At 44.7% G+C, this 16,051-nt stretch carries 14 protein-coding genes; 8 read left to right on the top strand and 6 right to left on the bottom strand.

The genetic code is table 11. The features are described 5' to 3' along the window. Nucleotides 1-49 precede the first annotated feature (49 nt). The 4 genes from MSG36_RS12130 (at nucleotide 50) to MSG36_RS12115 (ending at nucleotide 4,686) form a co-directional block, all read left to right on the top strand. A complete protein-coding gene (locus tag MSG36_RS12130; RefSeq protein WP_122082941.1) occupies nucleotides 50-487 on the top strand; it encodes a DUF4402 domain-containing protein in 438 nt (145 codons plus the stop codon). Then, nucleotides 484-1,194 (top strand): molecular chaperone, encoded by a 711-nt coding sequence (locus MSG36_RS12125; RefSeq protein WP_122082940.1) that lies wholly within the window; start codon nucleotides 484-486, stop codon nucleotides 1,192-1,194. The genes MSG36_RS12130 and MSG36_RS12125 overlap by 4 nt, the downstream gene beginning before the upstream one ends. 47 nt (nucleotides 1,195-1,241) lie before the next feature. Beyond that, nucleotides 1,242-3,680, top strand: coding sequence for a carboxypeptidase-like regulatory domain-containing protein (locus MSG36_RS12120; RefSeq protein WP_248368046.1), 2,439 nt, complete (start codon nucleotides 1,242-1,244; stop codon nucleotides 3,678-3,680). Between the two features lie 190 nt (nucleotides 3,681-3,870). After that, complete coding sequence (locus tag MSG36_RS12115; protein WP_248368043.1) at nucleotides 3,871-4,686, top strand: hypothetical protein; 816 nt, start codon at nucleotides 3,871-3,873, stop codon at nucleotides 4,684-4,686. A 129-nt stretch (nucleotides 4,687-4,815) separates the two neighbouring features. On the opposite strand, the gene MSG36_RS12110 is transcribed toward MSG36_RS12115, so the two are convergent. Next, entirely contained in the window at nucleotides 4,816-5,664 is an 849-nt protein-coding gene (locus tag MSG36_RS12110; RefSeq protein ID WP_248368040.1) for a sterol desaturase family protein, read from the bottom strand. A gap of 87 nt (nucleotides 5,665-5,751) precedes the next feature. Beyond that, the gene (locus MSG36_RS12105; protein ID WP_248368038.1) at nucleotides 5,752-6,765 is read right to left on the bottom strand and encodes a DUF2804 domain-containing protein; all 1,014 of its coding nucleotides are present in this window, start codon (nucleotides 6,763-6,765) and stop codon (nucleotides 5,752-5,754) included. Nucleotides 6,766-6,934: 169 nt separating this feature from the next. Here MSG36_RS12105 and MSG36_RS12100 point away from each other — a divergent pair, with 169 nt between their 5' ends. Continuing rightward, nucleotides 6,935-7,969 (top strand): AraC family transcriptional regulator, encoded by a 1,035-nt coding sequence (locus tag MSG36_RS12100; RefSeq protein WP_248368036.1) that lies wholly within the window; start codon nucleotides 6,935-6,937, stop codon nucleotides 7,967-7,969. 4 nt (nucleotides 7,970-7,973) lie between these two features. On the opposite strand, the gene MSG36_RS12095 is transcribed toward MSG36_RS12100, so the two are convergent. After that, entirely contained in the window at nucleotides 7,974-8,924 is a 951-nt protein-coding gene (locus tag MSG36_RS12095) for a chromosome partitioning protein ParA (RefSeq protein ID WP_248368339.1), read from the bottom strand. A gap of 39 nt (nucleotides 8,925-8,963) precedes the next feature. Then, nucleotides 8,964-10,298 carry a sphingomyelin phosphodiesterase gene (locus MSG36_RS12090; protein ID WP_248368034.1) on the bottom strand — a complete coding sequence of 445 codons (1,335 nt, stop codon included), beginning with the start codon at nucleotides 10,296-10,298 and terminating at the stop codon, nucleotides 8,964-8,966. 415 nt (nucleotides 10,299-10,713) lie between these two features. Between MSG36_RS12090 and MSG36_RS12085 the strand changes: the two genes are divergently transcribed. From MSG36_RS12085 to MSG36_RS12075, 3 genes are all read left to right on the top strand, one after another. After that, nucleotides 10,714-11,235: a DUF2058 domain-containing protein gene (locus MSG36_RS12085; protein WP_010441213.1), complete on the top strand. Its 522-nt coding sequence runs from the start codon at nucleotides 10,714-10,716 to the stop codon at nucleotides 11,233-11,235. 162 nt (nucleotides 11,236-11,397) lie between these two features. After that, nucleotides 11,398-12,153 (top strand): hypothetical protein, encoded by a 756-nt coding sequence (locus MSG36_RS12080; RefSeq protein WP_248368033.1) that lies wholly within the window; start codon nucleotides 11,398-11,400, stop codon nucleotides 12,151-12,153. A gap of 312 nt (nucleotides 12,154-12,465) precedes the next feature. Further along, the gene (locus MSG36_RS12075; protein ID WP_017090903.1) at nucleotides 12,466-13,416 is read left to right on the top strand and encodes an AraC family transcriptional regulator; all 951 of its coding nucleotides are present in this window, start codon (nucleotides 12,466-12,468) and stop codon (nucleotides 13,414-13,416) included. A 141-nt stretch (nucleotides 13,417-13,557) separates the two neighbouring features. On the opposite strand, the gene MSG36_RS12070 is transcribed toward MSG36_RS12075, so the two are convergent. Next, complete coding sequence (locus MSG36_RS12070; protein ID WP_050645294.1) at nucleotides 13,558-15,114, bottom strand: amidohydrolase family protein; 1,557 nt, start codon at nucleotides 15,112-15,114, stop codon at nucleotides 13,558-13,560. Between the two features lie 67 nt (nucleotides 15,115-15,181). After that, nucleotides 15,182-15,766, bottom strand: a complete 585-nt coding sequence (locus tag MSG36_RS12065) for a DUF3299 domain-containing protein (protein WP_248368032.1) — start codon at nucleotides 15,764-15,766, stop codon at nucleotides 15,182-15,184. Nucleotides 15,767-16,051 lie beyond the last annotated feature (285 nt).

Genomic DNA, 16,051 nt, shown 5'->3' with positions numbered 1-16,051 from the left:
AATGAAACCAGTATAATATTACGGCTGTTGCAAAGCAGCCGTATTTACTATGAGTGTTCTATTAAAATACACGATTTATATCAGTCTTATTTTTTATTCTAGCCCTTTTCATGCGCTAGAAATTATTCCTGAGAATATGGAAGTGAAATTTCCAGGCATGTATATCTCTGGATCGGGTCAGAATGCGGATTCAAACCCAGCCAATAGTCAGGTTTATGTAGTTCGTTTTTATGTTGAAGGTGAGCCGGGTAAAAAAATCGTGGTTTCTCTCCCTTCCAAGCAATACCTAAATCATTCTCGTAAATCCAAGCGTCTGCGTATTAGAAAGTTTTATTTTGGTTGTGGCTTATCAAAGCGTGGTAGAGCCAAAATCAAAGGGAATGGAAGAAGCAAATTATTGTGTATTGGTGCGAAAGTGAAAATCGGCGCTAACCACCCCGCAGGCCTTTACACCAGTACAATCCCTTTTGAGGTTAATTATAAATGAAGTTGTTTATCTCATGTGTTCTCGGCTTAATCTTCACAACACAAGCCTATGCTCAGCTACTCATCGCACCGACTCGTTTTGTTTTGGATGCCGACACTTCGGTGACTGAAAAAATCGTCGTCGAAAATAACTCAGATCAACCGATTCGCTTGGAGATAAAACCGATTTATCGCCCTGTAAAGGCGAGTGGCTTAGTTAGAACTGACGCTAATATTGCTGAATCGGAAGACATCGCAAGTTGGATTAAAGTGTCACCACCAATAATTCGTGAACTTAAACCCAATCAAAGACGCACGGTTCGCTTACGTATGAATGCTCTGCCTGCTGACATGGCTGATGGTGAATATCGTGCTTACTTGTGGTTTTCCCCAATAGCAAAAGCCGCCGAGTTATCAGACATTGCGTTGTCTTCAAGCAAAACCAACAGTGATGGTTCAGCTTTTCAACTGAACTTTCACATCAACAGTTATGTTCCTGTTTATGTGCAGAAAGGTGAGCAGGTACAAGATGTTAAGTTTGCGTGTGACAACCAAAGCATCAAGATTCGTAACGATGGTAACTTTCAATTTACTGCAAGATTGAATGTCGACGAGCATAGCGAAAAAGTGGTGCTACTTCGTAATGCTGAATTGACTAAGCCTTTCCCAAAAGGGTCGAAGATCTCACTGGTTCAGAACGAACAGCCTCTGTACGAATGTGTTCTCTAGTGCTCGTTTCATTGTCGCAGACTCTTTAAAGGCTAGTGTTCAATTGCATGCTTTGGCGACTCTTTTTGCTCGCCTCATTGTTTCCTTTTGTTGCGTATTCGCAATCTGAAGAAGAAAGTGAGGCGAGCGAGCTCTATCCAGCCCATGTTGAAGTTCGAGTAGGGAAAGTCGGGGATAGCTTTTATCGTGTCATGATGGATGACTACGAAGAGCCCTTTATTTCGATATCTAATACCGCTTTTTATCTGCTCGAAATGAATGGTCAGTGTGATGAAAGCGGATATTGCGAATTGTACTTGCCACAAGATGTGGGCAGAGAATCTCCGGCGTATATTGTTGATACTGAACAAGCCATCTGCTACCGCGATGACAACAATATCCAGTCGATCAAATATCAAGTCATAGGCTCAGAAACTTACGTCCATTGGTATAGCTTACAAGCTTGTATCCCGGCTAAAGTGCGTTGGGATATTGATGATTACCGGCTCACTGTTTCTCCAGAATTCAGCTCATTGACTGAGTTGGAAGCGGCCATTTCTAAGATGAAAAATGAATCACGTAAGAAGGCCGAGGATCTCAAGCGAGCAGAAAACACACCAGCTTTCGAACCTGTTGCCGCCGTGGGTTTGGCGACTCGGTTAGCCAGTTCTGTTTATCACGACAGTGAAAGTGGTGGTGATGTTTACGCACTATCGGACACCATATTAAGCACTGAACACTCCTTGTCTCGCTTGTCGATTGATTCACGAGAAGATAACCCCATCGTTTATTACAACATTGCGGTTGAAGCACATGACGGCGAAGGGTCTTTGGAAGTCGGCCATGTGTTATTAGATGGCAGCGTCTTTACCGTGAATCAAACGCTCGAAGACGGGCTCTATTACACCAATCGAAAGCGACAGACAGAGTTCGGCAACCTTCAACTCGAACGAACCACTCAACCTAACATCAGCATCGATGTTTTGGTTAATGGCATCTATCAAACCACTTATCGCTCTGATGAGTTCGGACGCTTCGTAGTTGAAGAAGACAATATTTCCCCCGGTGACATCATAAAGTTTCGCTACTACTTGTCGAAAGGTGTCTGGCAGGAAGAAGAGATCACCGTCGCCGGTTTAGAAGATGCATTTCTGCCACGCAACGAGTGGGGCGTGCAAGTGGTCGGTAATGAAGGCGCAGACCGAGCGGGCGCTGTGTCGCTTGAGTATGGGCTTGCCGATTACTTCACCGTGGGTAGCGCCTTTATGAGGCAACATGGCAAAGATCTGATTGGCTTTCAAGGACGATATTTACCTGCGCACTGGTTTGCGGGCCATATCGGTTGGTTGCCGGAGTTCAATCGCTTTCCAATGGAGTTTGATATCTTGATCAACGGCGATCAGTCGGCATCGATAGAGCTCAATAAAACCGATGAATTGGACTTAGAGTCAATGGAATACGATGTGTTCAAATACAACCTGTCGCTTGCAAATCTAACAGCCTTTTTAACGATAAGAGATGATGACGACGAATTGAGTGTTGAACCTAAGCTCAACTCGAAAGTGGCTCGTAATCTGTTTATCTCATACGCCGGTGACTATCGATACATCAAAGCTTCTCATCAAGACGATTACCTGCATACGATTGGCTTGGCTAAAAGCGGGTTTTCTGATACGTCGTGGAATATTTCTGGAACTGTTGATGGCTCTGGTCATCATGAACGAACGGAGCTGTCTCTGAGAAATGCGTGCAAAGAGTGCCTGTTAGATCCGTTGGAGGTTTTTCAAGAGCTCACGACCAACGTATCGGCTCGCTATCAGAAACAAGAGGTTTCGTTTACTGCCTCTTTAGAAGCTCGAGTGAATCCTTATTTACTCTTTAAACTGGAAGGAACTGCAGATCGATACGGTGTCGAGATGACGACCGAATTCGGTGCTAAAACTTACTTTGACGAAAGTATTGGTGAGTTTGTTGAGTGGAATCGATACAACCATTCTAAGCTGACGGGCATTGTTTACGATCACCACAAACAGCCGATACAAGGCGTAAGCCTACAAATCTTGGATCAACGAGCAGTCAGTGATGCAAAAGGCCGATTTGAATTCTCAAGTGTTCCGGCTCGAGATAATCTGCCTATCTATATTGATGAAGGGGCACTCGACCTTAACCTCACGCCGATTCAAAACCCCGTATTTGTAAATACTAAGCAAGTCGGGCTAACTCATGCTCATATCGAAATGGTGGTGTCATTTGGCGTCGATGGCACGGTAGAAGGTGACCTAGAAAACAGTGCTTATCTGCACTTTAAACATATCCAGAAAGGCGCCGAGTATTCGAGCGAGATTGAGAGCGATGGCTTTTACATGGTAGAGGGGCTGATCGCGGGCAAATACATTGTGACTTTAGAAATGGGCGACAAGCGATACGTGCAAGGTGCCGACTTGGACGGCGATTTCTGGGTAAGCGACCTCACATTCAACCTCATCGATTTTCATAAAGTGTATTGATCTTTGCTGTTAGCTTCGGTTGAGCACACGCGAATTAAACGACAGTATTTCCTTATCTATTCCGACTCTGCAAATAGAATTAATGAGCTAATACATAAATGAAACTGAGGTTTTAACTTAAGTTGACGCTCTTTTTCATAAGTACAGCAACCCTATAATACGAACATTACCCATACAAAAGAGTTATGCAATGTCTGTATTAAGCCATAGAAACAATCAAACAATCATCCCTTCGAAAACTGCAATCGTTAGACATGGGCTACCAAAAATCTCATTAGCTATTTTAGCTGCATCTCTGATTACGCCGATTACTGTGCATGCTCACGGCAACGTCGATATATCAAATGGATCGCAGATTGATGTGTATGTCGCTAATGAAGAGCATCATGGTCATGGTAGCTCAGACACAGAACAATCTTACGGTATTGAAGCGGTATGGATGGATGAAACCGGTTTATTTCTCTATGCGGAAGGTGAAACAGGTGCTCATGATTTCTACCAAGTAGGTGCTGGTCATTATTTTAAGCCTACTGACGAATTAGGGTTGTTTGCATACGCTCAAGGTGGTTACAACGACAGCAATGAGATTCGTGCTCGTTTCGGTGCGGATTATCAAGTCAACCATGAGCTAACATTGAATGGTCGTATTGGATACGATTACGGCAACAGTAAAACTTCAATCTCTGGACATGATGGTCATATGTATAATGACCATCACCATGAACACGACCACTCGTCTGCAAATAGCCAAGTTGCCCGATTAGATGCTGGCTTTAATTATGAGTTAGGGCATGTTGCCGTATTTTCGTATAATTATGTTGTTCAAAAACAGTTGGAATCGAGCTTAGTTCAAGACAATGATACGAATCTTCATTACGAGGCTCGACTAACTTATACCGATACTGATCTGCAACCATACGTTGAATATCGTCATAATAATAAGGCGTTTGACTCAGACCATTTTGAAGAAAACGTAGTGCAATTCGGTGTTTCGTTTGCTTTTTAACCACGTTTAACTCGCTACAATGTTTCGTAGGTAATGAGACTATTATGTTTGACCTTGTTACCTACGTTCGATTCAAAGTGTTTAAGGTATTGTTATATTTTTGATTCGTTAGCTGGTACTCCCTCCTGTTTAATCCGAGGGAGGTGAGAGTATCAATTGCACTTTCTGTTTGATGGTTAACTTTCGGTTCCTCAAATCTTTGAATATGGCCTTCCATTCTTGAAAGGTGACCACTATCGGGTTAAAACTGTTTACAGGCTTGGTGACACCGTAACGTACGATTTCAACTTCAGGCTCGAACGTACCAAATAACTTATCCCAGATAATAAGAACGCCCGCGTAGTTTTTATCGATGTATTGCGGATTTTTGCCGTGATGTACTCGATGATGCGAAGGGGTATTAAAGATGTATTCAAGTGGCCCCAAGCTTCGTATCCATTGTGTATGGACAAAGAACTGCAAACCTAGATTGAGAAGCACCACGAAGATCACCCATTTAGGGTCAAAACCTATGATGACCAGCGGCAACCAGAACAACCACATCCCAGCTAGTGGATACATTAAGCTTTGACGGAAAGCCGTACTGAAGTTCATGCTTTCTGAACTATGGTGCGCGACGTGTGCTGCCCACATCCAGCGAACACGATGGCTTGCTCTATGGAACCAATAATAGAAAAAGTCTTGTAACACCATCAATGCAACAAAACTCAGCACGCCCATCTCAATGTCTATTAAGCGCCAACCAAACATCCAAAGATACAGCTGCACGACCAATAACCCAGTGAGCAAATCGGAGAGTTGATGCATTCCTGCCAGGGTGAAATTACACATCACTTCTGAAAGTTTATAGCTGGAATTATCTGGCAATCGACCTTGCTTCTGACCGATAAAATACTCAGCCAACATGCACACAATGAACAAGGGCGCTAATACCAGCAGTAGCCATTCTGGGTGATTGATTAATGCGTCGATATTCATGTTTTATCCTTGTTGAGACGCCATACGCGTTCTTAGTATCAAGCTTACTTAGACTTGATCGTCTGAGATTCAGTCAGCAGAATTTCGCTACCAGCGAGCAAAGTGATCTTCTGTTAGACCAAGAACACCATCGAGTTGATGTGTCACTCCATTGTTGTCTTCAATAGAGCCAGAAAAGTGACCAATGAACTGACGAAAGTTATTCTTTAACAGCCATAAATTGAGCTTTTCGCTGCGGTTATTAAGGGGCATAAAGGTCAGGTTTATACGTCCATCTTGTGATGTTATCTGCCAAGGCAAGTTCGTGTCTTGGCGACTGAACGCAAACTGTACCGGGTTCAGTAAGTGCCGAGTTCCATTGACCCATAATACGTTTTCGCAGCCTCCAGTTTCATTCACGCCCGCCGCGAGGTTCAAGCCAATATCACTGCCATTGGATTGCGTGTTTATACTTGCCCAGCGCCAACTGGTCTCACGTCTCATGTAACCCGCTGAAAAGTCATAACCGGCATGAGCTTGAGTGAGATCGAGTGATTTTCCTTTGATTTGGATGTCGCCGCTGATGTGCAAAGCATTGTGCTTTTGGGTGTAAGTCCAACCTGAATACCCCGTTGGGCTGCACATCGCCATGGGTAAGCTGTCGGCTTCAGGAGCTAAAGAAATATCGGCCGTTATGAGTTTGGTATTCAAGCGAACTCGCCATTGCCCGCCTTCAATATTAAAGGTGATGCTTTGGCCTGCAATGTTTGTCGTACCGTCAAATGGCGAAGCGGTAACTTGTTTATCAAACCCTAATGGCCTCAACCAAGATGACTCTTCTAGATGGTTGTTTTCAATATCGTACAGATAACAAAATGCCGAGCCCAAGTAGCGAATATCCGCGATAGCGACACCAATAATGTGTGTGTCGGTGACGATGCTGACAAATTGAAATTGCTTGTAGTGGAAGTGCTTCTGCCAAAGATTTGCTTTTGCATCCATCGAGTTTCGGTAGTCAAAGTTCTCGATGTTCAGGTTCTTGGGGATGCCATCGAAATGCCCAATGATCGGCTGACCATTAGAATCAATCAAACTGTGTGGGGCAGGATTCGTTTTTATCATTGCGATGGTTCACATAAATTTAACAACTAAAGCCATTGTGCGATGAGTAGCGTAGAATTGGGAGGTCATATTCGGACAATAGCGCGTGAGCAATCACGATTTTGTTAGCAGTGTTGTTGAAGCTGAGTAGTCATGTTTATGGGAAGGGGTTAGATATAAGGAGATTCGATTGGATATCATTGCGGAGTATAAGCCAACCGGACATCGGCATCAGTTGGGTACATTAGATATCGCGCTGCTGTTAAATACGCTAGAGCAACGAGGCGTCGATATTGAAAGGCTACTCAATGATGTGGGTTTGCCGAACATGGATTGGCGAGACCCGAATGGAAAGCTGACTTACGCTGATAAACTTGCGTTATTTAGCGTGGCGAATCAGAGCTTTCCTCACGATGGCTTAGGGCTTTGGCTGGGGGAACACGCTAGCTTGAGCCACTTTGGTGTGTTGGGTTATGCGCTATCGACCAGTCAAAATGTCGGGGAGGCCATCAAGTCGGGCTTTAAATATCTGCGCCTCAACGGTCCTATCTTCTCGGTTAAATTGTTTCTAGATTCCGAGCAAGCAGTGATTCAGATTGAGAACACCTTGGAAGTGGGCGATCTGCTCCCTTTCTGCAGTGAATATTTCTTAAGTTCAATCGTCTCTTTATTCAAAGAACTGACTGGTCATGAGTTGGATATTCATACTTTGGCTTTGCCTTATGCTCGCCCTAATTACACCAAGCTTTATGACGACCGTTTCGATTGCCCTGTAGTTTTTGAGCAAAGCCATTGTGAACTGCGTTTTGATGCCTCGGTTTTATCACAAACCTTATTGACTCATGATGCCGCGACACTGAAGCGCTATCTTGCGTCTTGCCAGTCGATAGTCGAAACGCTGGACTCTGAGCATCTACTGACTAACCAGATCAAAACGATCTTTTATCAAACCGCAGGCAGTTTCCCGAATATTGAACAACTTGCGGATGAGTTTGGTTGTAGCTCTCGTACGCTCAGGCGAGAGCTAGTAACCCATGAATCCAGTTATCAAGCATTGCTGACCGAAGTTCGAGTGGAGCTGGCCAAAGAACTGCTACTCGGTACAACCATGAGCATTGACGACATTGGTGAAAGGCTCGGTTATAGCGACCCCGCAAATTTCAGAAGGGCGTTTAAAGGGTGGCTCAATAAAACGCCCGCGCAGTTTCGTGATGGTTTAAGTTAAGGCGTTACTTGCTAAAAAACTGTTCTCTGAAATCGGTGACTTGCTGCTGATAATAACTGTCCCAATCGTGTTGAGTCCAAGTGGCATAATTTGATGAACGCTGAGAGTTTAAGCTCGCTTTGAGCTGATCCAGTTGCTCGTGATAACTCATCACGGTTTGTTGCTGTTGTGCGACTTGTTGTTCTCGCGCGGCAATGTTGTTGGCCTGCGCTTCATCTAAGTAGGTATCTTGAAGGTCGGCTTTGACTGATGCTACTTCAGCAGGGCTATAGCTGCTGGGTATCAAAGATACTGCCAGTTCATATTTTTGAAGCTGTGTTTCCGCGTTTAACGTGCCCGTATTGTTTTGCCATTCACTAAGCAAATCTTGATAGTTGGCCAAAAACTGGTTCGCTTCGTTCTCTTCAAGGGTGTTGGCGTCAAGCGTAAAATCCAGATGAGTAAACTGGTCTGCGAATAGCTGGTGGGCCAACGCTCCCCATACTTGCTGGGCAGATTGTTTGAATAGGGCAACACGCTCTTCAAGTGTCTCTATGGATTCTAGTGGGATAGTGCTTTGGGTTAATTGCCAGTCGGCTGATAGCTGCGGATAGTCGCTCAGTAACTCAAACCATATGCCCGGCAACTCTGATTTCAATCGTGCTAATTGCGCTGCGCAGTCATCGCGTTGTTGGCAAAGCTTCCAGAACCCATCGAGTTCATCGAATAAAGCTTTACCTTCAAGTTCGCTCAAGTTTTCAGCAAGAATTTTCCCGTCCAGTGCTCTAGCTTGGGCTTGATTGCTGTGCGATGCTGAATTTCCCGAACTGGTGGTTGCAGTTGGTGTGAAGTTATCGTCATCGGTTGTCGTAGAAACACGCGGCTTAGGTTCTGTGTGTTGAGCAGAAGATAGCGCTGTTTCGTTCGTTTTTGATGACCACGAATAGCCAATAATGCTCGCCGTTAAGACGAGCATTAGGATTAATATAACTCGATGCATTATTGGTTCACCGAGTTACTTGATCACGGCGCTAACAGGGAAGTGGTCTGAAAGGTTGTAGTGCTTCCATAACTCACTGCTTGTTGATCTTGGGACATCCACGCGATTGTCGTTATGCGCTTTAGCTGCATACTCTGAGCTCACTACCACATAATCGAGATACTCAACGTTCTCGCCACCCGACATAGGCTCACCCGCAAAGTTGTTGATGCGTGGGTCAAAGGTAGAAGCGGTGTAACCTGAGTATTGTGGCTCTTCAGCTTGCAGGTTAGCGAACATCTGTTGGTAGTCGTCTAGGAACTTCAGTTTGTTCACGTTGAAGTCACCGCTGTAAACCACAGTTTCTGATGCCGGGATATTCAGAGATTGCGCCAGTGCACGCATCTGCTTGAATTGACGTTGTCGGTAGTCACGTGCCGTGTCCGTATCGAATGATGCCGTGTGGGTACCGAAAACATGGTAAGCCAGACCATTCTTGATCACTTCCGCGTAGTTAACGCCTTTATCTGCAAAGCAGTCAGTGCCCGTGCAATCCGGAAAAACATACTGAGCTTCGTTAACGATAGGGTAGCGGCTGACAATGATCACGCCACCGTCATAGATGTTAATCCCATCTTTATCGAGCATTTTAGTTTGATAAGGATACTCTTTCGCAAGCTCACGCAAGAACTCATCTCTGCCGTTAGCAAACACCTCTTGCAGCGCCAACACGTCATAGCCCTTTACGTATTGAGGGAGCAGGTCATAGCGGTCACCAATATGCGAAGCGATAGCAGGCAGCGCCCAGATGTTGTAAGTCATGACTTTCAGTGTATTGGCATCCGGCTCTGGTTGTTCATCCACTTTTGGTGGGGTGATGGTGTAATAAATATCATCATAGCGCGATGTAGAATCGGCTTTGAGGGCTAGCTCTGCATTGACCCCGAACGCATCGGTGGTGCTGCGATGAGTATTACGATCGTCATGCAATGTTAGGTTGACGTCTGCGGCACTCAAACCATGTTGCAGTGTCGAGTTATACCAATGTCCCTTCATGGTTTGGTTGAGCGTGACACTCTCGCCCACAGCGTTCGATACCACAGTGTCAAACTCATAGGTCTTCCCAGATTTCACACCAGTCCAGCGGTTGAAACTGATCAGCTTCTTCGTCTCCCAAGGGCCAATCTGTTCAACATGCTGTTGCCACTCATCACCGAGTTGAAGCAGGTCGGTACCGCTGTGGTTGGCTTGAATGGTCATCACTTGATTGGTGTTATTGGTGAGATACACGTCGGTGTCTGCGATCGCAGAGGTTGAAGCGATTGATGTGGATGCCACAAGTGCAGCTAACCAAGTCCATTGAGTTTTCATCGTTTACGTTATCCTTATTGATTGATGTCTAGAATAACGTAGTCAAGAGTTATGACATTGGAGTTATAACTCTATGGCATTTATTCAAATATGAGATATATGCCAAGGTTTTATAAAATTGATTGGCTATTGAAAATTAACATATTGTCTTGTTGGAATGATAAATGGTACGCGCGCGAATGATAGAGTCAGATAATGGTTTTGAGTCGGTAGAACATCCAATGTTGGCATGCTTAAATCAAAACTGTTTATTGGGGGAGAGTAGAGATTGTGAGCAACTAGAAGGGATTGTGGCGACGGCTTAGATCTATCAGCACAAATTTTGCGATTGTTCTGTAATTTACTCTTGTTCAGTAAACAGAAACCTTAAAAACAGGTATGATAGTGCCGTTTTTAATCCTGAACTGGGAAAGTCATGGCAAAGTTAACACTCCAAGAGCAGATGCTTAAAGCTGGCTTGGTAAATGAGAAAAAATTAAAGAAGGCGAAGAAAGGCTCTAAAAAGTCTCGCGTTCAGTCTCGTGAAGCAAAAGCGGCAGCTGAAGAAACTAAACTGGCGCAGCAAGCGAAAGACAAAGAGCTAAACCAACAGTTGAAAGAACAACAGTTGAGCAAAGAAATTAAAGCTCAAGTGAAGCAACTGATTGAGATGAACAAGATCGAACAGAAGAACGGTGAGATCAAATACAACTTCACCGACGGTACGCTAGTTAAATACCTTTACGTAGAAGAGCTGACTCAAAAGCAACTAAGTAAAGGCATTCTAAGTATTGCTCGTCAAGGCGAGAGCTATGTTGTTATTCCAACAGCAGTAGCGAACAAGATTGCTATGCGCGACGAAGAATCTATCGTTGATACGCAGGCAGGTAGCACAGACGAAGTAGACGAAGATGACCCGTACAAAGACTTCGTGATCCCAGATGATCTAATGTGGTAATCCGTTTTGCCTAGCTCCATTTTAATGGCTAGCTAAGTTTATAGGATCTAAGAATGCAGCGAACAATCACTCGATTGGCGCTGCATTTTTTTTGGCGCAAAATGACCTTAATAAACCTAAGCAAACCTCTATAGTGCGTTCCCTTAATACGGGAGAACACACATGAAAAAACGCACCAAAATTGCTTTCGCAACGACTCTGTTTTGCGCTGGCATCACTTTAGCTCACGCACAAGATTCTAATGAAGAAGTGATTGATCCTTCGAACCTGACCGCCGTTAACACATCCGCTTATTTAGGCTTTAGTAACCAAGGCGACGTGAAACTGTCGGGCTCTATTGGCTATGGTTTACAAAACGGTCAAATGGCGATGGGTACCATCGAAGGAACCATGGACCAAGACGGAAAATACAAAGACAGCCGACTGCAATATTTCCATGTTATGAATTTCGCTAAACCTGTTATGCCGTCAGCGGCGGGCTCGATTGATATCATCGACAATACTCAGTTCACGACTGCAGCGTTGGGCGGAGTCGTGATGATCAAACCGGACGTAGAAAACCTAACTCTGTTCGGTCGAGTGGGCGTGCTAGCGGGTGATTACGACAGTGATTTTGCATCTTCGATGGGTGAAAAAAAGACCGACATACTTGGTGGTATGGCTGCGGCGTATATTTCATGGAAGCCGGGTGCTGATGGCACGTACTTTATGCTTTCACCTGAATACACCTACATGGATGGTGACATTGAAACCTCATTACTGAAAAGCTCAATAACTGCGGGTACGCCTTTGTCGAGCGATGGTACTCGTTGGGGGAAATTTAAGATTGAAAACACCAATGGCAGCATGAAATCTACATCGAAAAAAATCGATATTGATGACACGGTAGCGTGGGTTTTCTATAAGGTTTACTTCTAGAACCTACACCTATTTAACGATTAAAGATCCCGAAGCATGGAGGCTTCATTCAATTTCAGTTTCTCATCTTACGCCTTCACTTTCCGCAACCTGTTTTAATATCGCCCCTTGTACGCTTCTTCCATCTGCACACCCAAAACCATTCAATCAAAGCTCTATGCCAGCACGTTTACTTTGCTCTTATCACTTGTAGTGTATTTTCGCAGCGTACTTTTTCGCAGCGTACTACTCAATGTTTCGGTAACAGTTCACATCGAAAAACAATTAACGCTATAGTCGTTAATAGATAGTCTCTAAGGTTTTAATCGCTTAATGCAGAATCCTATTAATATCAGTAATTCAAACAACCTTGCTCCCTTCTTAGCTTACTTTGAACAAAAGGGGATTGAGTGGCGAAAAATTGCGGCTGAATACGACTTCCCTGAAGATATTGAAGACCAAGAGTATTGGTTGTCTTCTCATCAAGCGATGGCTTTTCTTGGTGCAATGGTCAAACAAACCAATAAGAATGTTGGGTTTGACGTGGGGCGGTTAATCACGCTTGACCAAATCTCGCCTGAGTTAGTTTCTGAGTTCTCGGGATGTGAAAACTTAGAACATGCACTTCATCATCTGCTTGAAATGATGCCGACGTTAAACAACTACATGGTGGTTTGGGTCGATAAAATTGATGGCAAGTGGTACTTGTGTCACCGAGGCTCATACCATCCTTCGTTACCCGGTTATGACCAAGCAGAATGGTTTCGAACCTTTGCTTATATTTCGCTGTGTCGCATGTTCTTGGGTAATCATTGGGAGCCTAACTCGGTGTTTATGAGCTTTCCTGACCACTTGGCGAGAGATGTTACCAATACTGCGAATCTAGACGCGTTCCATTTCGACCATGCATTTGGTGCCATTGAAGTGCCGTTGTCTACGGGTTTTGTCCCAGTAGATAAGCCAATAGACAGTGATTGGTTGACGGTAATTACTGCACTGGTGCAAACCTATGCGGTGCTACCGTGGTTTAATATTCAATGGCTTGCTTCATTGATTGGAACTTCGTCGCGTTCTCTGCAAAGGCAGTTCACCGAGCATGGTTGTACATTTCGTGGTTTGCGAGATGAGGCTCGTTGTCAGGTGGCGAAGCGGTTGCTTAAAGCCAACACATCACCTTTCGAGACAGCATGGCGATGTGGCTATAGCGACTTATCTAACTTTAACCGAGCATTCAAAGGGTGGTTGGGCAAAACGCCGGCGCAATATCAAAAGCAAACCAGCTAGTTAAGATATGTTTTAACGGATAAACAAAAAGCCAGACCGGTCTAGATGTAGTTTAGACGGGGCTGGCTTTATATTGATCTAATCTACTTTTGACTTAATCTAACTTTGAGTTTTTATCTAATCTCTAACGCTCGAATGACGTTACTTCTGAGTGTCACGACGTATTGCTTGTCCTGGGGCGGCACTTGTTACAAGCTCACCATCTTGAACCACAAACTGACCGTTAACTAACACGGTATCAACCCCTGTAGAAATAGCAGCTGGTACTTGGTATGTCGCTTTGTTCGCTACTGTTTTTGGATCAAAGATAACGATGTCTGCATCCATGCCCACTTGGATGCGGCCTTTTTTCTCCATCTGAGGAACGAAGCCATCAAGCACAGTTGCAGGCATGTAACTCATTTTACGAATCGCTTCTTCCATAGAAAGCAAACCACGCTCTCTTACGTACGTGCCTAAGATTTTAGTGAACGTACCGCTCGATCTAGGGTGTGCAAATGCCTCGCTTGGAATTGGCCACTCATCACCTTCGTAATAGCTTACCTTGCCATCTTCGATCAACATCCAAGGCATGGAGTCTGATTCAATCAACACATTGGGATGGATGATTGACTTATCCAGTGCAGACAACTCACTTGGGACCGCTTCATCTAAGAAGTGCCAGTTAATGATTGAGCCCGGTTGTTCTTTCTGTGCTTTGAGAAGCTCTTCGTTATTAAGGCGTTCGGTACCCATTTGGATACTTTCTTCTTGATAGCCTAAACGTTCTTTCCATTCTGGCCCGCTAAACATCGCCGCGCCAACCACCGTACTTGCTGCTCCCCATGGGTAAGCACCTGCTGTAACATGGAAACCGTTCTCGGTTGCCTCATCGAACAGTTCTAATGTCGCGTCAATATCGCGCAGTGAAGTACTGTTGATGTGGTTGATGTGCATCTTGGCGCCAGTCAGTGCAGAGTTCGCAATCAACTCTTGAATAGCCTCAAAGCTGCTGCCTGGTTCCATCATGCTGGCATAACGAACGTGCGTGTAAGTCGCAACGTCGCGCTCTGCTGCAAGTTTAGAAAGGGCATAGTACTCTTTTTGGCCATAGCCCGGCGCATAACCCGCATTGATACCAATCCCGATCGCACCTTCGTCTAAGCCTTGCTCAACGTATGCCATGATCTTTTCTAGCTGCTCTGGTGTCGCGATTTTCTGCTTCCAGTTATCGAGCCCTTGCATGCTTTGAAAGTACTGCAAATTAGCTTGTGGCTCACTGTCGGTGAACGTTGCGATACGAGCAAATGTCCACGCTGCTGATGCACCATAGTTAATCGGCAGGTTCTTTTCTGCCTGTCCTTTGTACCAGTCACCGATAGGCAAAATACCCGATTCTAATTCAAGGGCGGTGGTCACACCTTGCTGTGCCTGCATACGATAGCCAGCAATGTTTTGACCATGGTGATGGAGGTCGATGAAACCTGGAGAGACGATGTGATCGTTCGCATCAATGATGGTTTTACCCGTGATTGAATCTTTAGTGATCGCTTCAATGGTGCCTTTGTTGATACCAATATTTCGTACATCACTCAAACCTGTCTCTGGGTCGATAACATGACCACCTTGAATGACTACATCGTAACTGTCTGCGTAAACATTAGCTGCTGACGCAATTAAGACGATGGGTAACGCAACAGAGCGAATGGATGATTTCATGACTGCTTTCCTATTGAAAATAAATACGTTATTGAAAATGAATACGTTATTGAAAGTTGGCGAATTACTAAGGGTAATTGACTTTATGCGCCGCCATTGAGTAACCCGTGCTGATCACTTCGGTTCCATCAATGAATGAGATAGGTAGATCTTGTTCAAAGGTGGCGATATCTCCCGACACCATAACGACTCTGTAAAGATCCTGAAGTGGAAACCCTTCATCAATATCGACAATAATGGTCTGATTTGCCGGTGGTGGCGGGGTATGGATACACGCGCCTGCGATGGGTACCAAAAGAAACTTCGTCGTTAACATGCCGTCCATTTCAAGCGGGACAACGAAGCCCGGAATAGTCACATCGTTCAGTTCGAGGTCGGTGTTGACCGTAGTTAAGCGAATGTGCTCTACCGCCAATGCTTCTTCTCTCAGTGCCAGTAGTTCATCAGCATCATAACCAGATTCACTCAATGCGAGCTTGCTTGCTTCGTATTGCTCTGTCTCTTCAGAGTTCATCTCGCGCTTAAGGCTCGTTTTCTGATAGTTCAAAACGGCAAATAGACTAGAGACTTGATCTTGATTCAACGCGGGTAGCGCGACTTCTTTTGTCGGCGGCGGAATCAGGTCTTCCCACATCACCATAGTTGACGACATAGCGCTAAAGCTAAGCAGTAAACCTGGTAACAGAGTCGTAAAGAGTGAACTAAATCGAAATAGCATCTGATGGATTCTCCAGCGTTGTCGTAGGGTCGTTCGCGATGTCTCAGCTATTCGCTATCAACCTAAACGAATAGTAAGTATCGAAGCTTTGTCAAATCCTATTGATTTGCTCTCCGTAATTCGTGCTGTGAATAATAGCAACCACTGAAAATACAGATAGGTCATTTTGCGCCAAGAGTGGATGGGCATACTGATAGAGAGGAAGAGGAATTATTGAAG

This window comes from Vibrio sp. 1CM8B (assembly GCF_023161685.1).
Taxonomy (GTDB): Bacteria; Pseudomonadota; Gammaproteobacteria; order Enterobacterales; family Vibrionaceae; genus Vibrio; species Vibrio coralliirubri.
The sequence above is the reverse complement of the archived record's forward strand: the minus strand, read 5'-3'. Positions and strand labels throughout refer to the sequence as shown.

Coding starts and splice junctions, on each gene's coding strand:
- MSG36_RS12130 (WP_122082941.1), top strand. CDS start 50: ATGAGTGTTCTATTAAAATACACGATTTATATCAGTCTTATTTTTTAT.
- MSG36_RS12125 (WP_122082940.1), top strand. CDS start 484: ATGAAGTTGTTTATCTCATGTGTTCTCGGCTTAATCTTCACAACACAA.
- MSG36_RS12120 (WP_248368046.1), top strand. CDS start 1,242: ATGCTTTGGCGACTCTTTTTGCTCGCCTCATTGTTTCCTTTTGTTGCG.
- MSG36_RS12115 (WP_248368043.1), top strand. CDS start 3,871: ATGTCTGTATTAAGCCATAGAAACAATCAAACAATCATCCCTTCGAAA.
- MSG36_RS12110 (WP_248368040.1), bottom strand. CDS start 5,664: ATGAATATCGACGCATTAATCAATCACCCAGAATGGCTACTGCTGGTA.
- MSG36_RS12105 (WP_248368038.1), bottom strand. CDS start 6,765: ATGATAAAAACGAATCCTGCCCCACACAGTTTGATTGATTCTAATGGT.
- MSG36_RS12095 (WP_248368339.1), bottom strand. CDS start 8,924: ATGCTCGTCTTAACGGCGAGCATTATTGGCTATTCGTGGTCATCAAAA.
- MSG36_RS12090 (WP_248368034.1), bottom strand. CDS start 10,298: ATGAAAACTCAATGGACTTGGTTAGCTGCACTTGTGGCATCCACATCA.
- MSG36_RS12085 (WP_010441213.1), top strand. CDS start 10,714: ATGGCAAAGTTAACACTCCAAGAGCAGATGCTTAAAGCTGGCTTGGTA.
- MSG36_RS12080 (WP_248368033.1), top strand. CDS start 11,398: ATGAAAAAACGCACCAAAATTGCTTTCGCAACGACTCTGTTTTGCGCT.
- MSG36_RS12075 (WP_017090903.1), top strand. CDS start 12,466: ATGCAGAATCCTATTAATATCAGTAATTCAAACAACCTTGCTCCCTTC.
- MSG36_RS12070 (WP_050645294.1), bottom strand. CDS start 15,114: ATGAAATCATCCATTCGCTCTGTTGCGTTACCCATCGTCTTAATTGCG.
- MSG36_RS12065 (WP_248368032.1), bottom strand. CDS start 15,766: ATGTCGTCAACTATGGTGATGTGGGAAGACCTGATTCCGCCGCCGACA.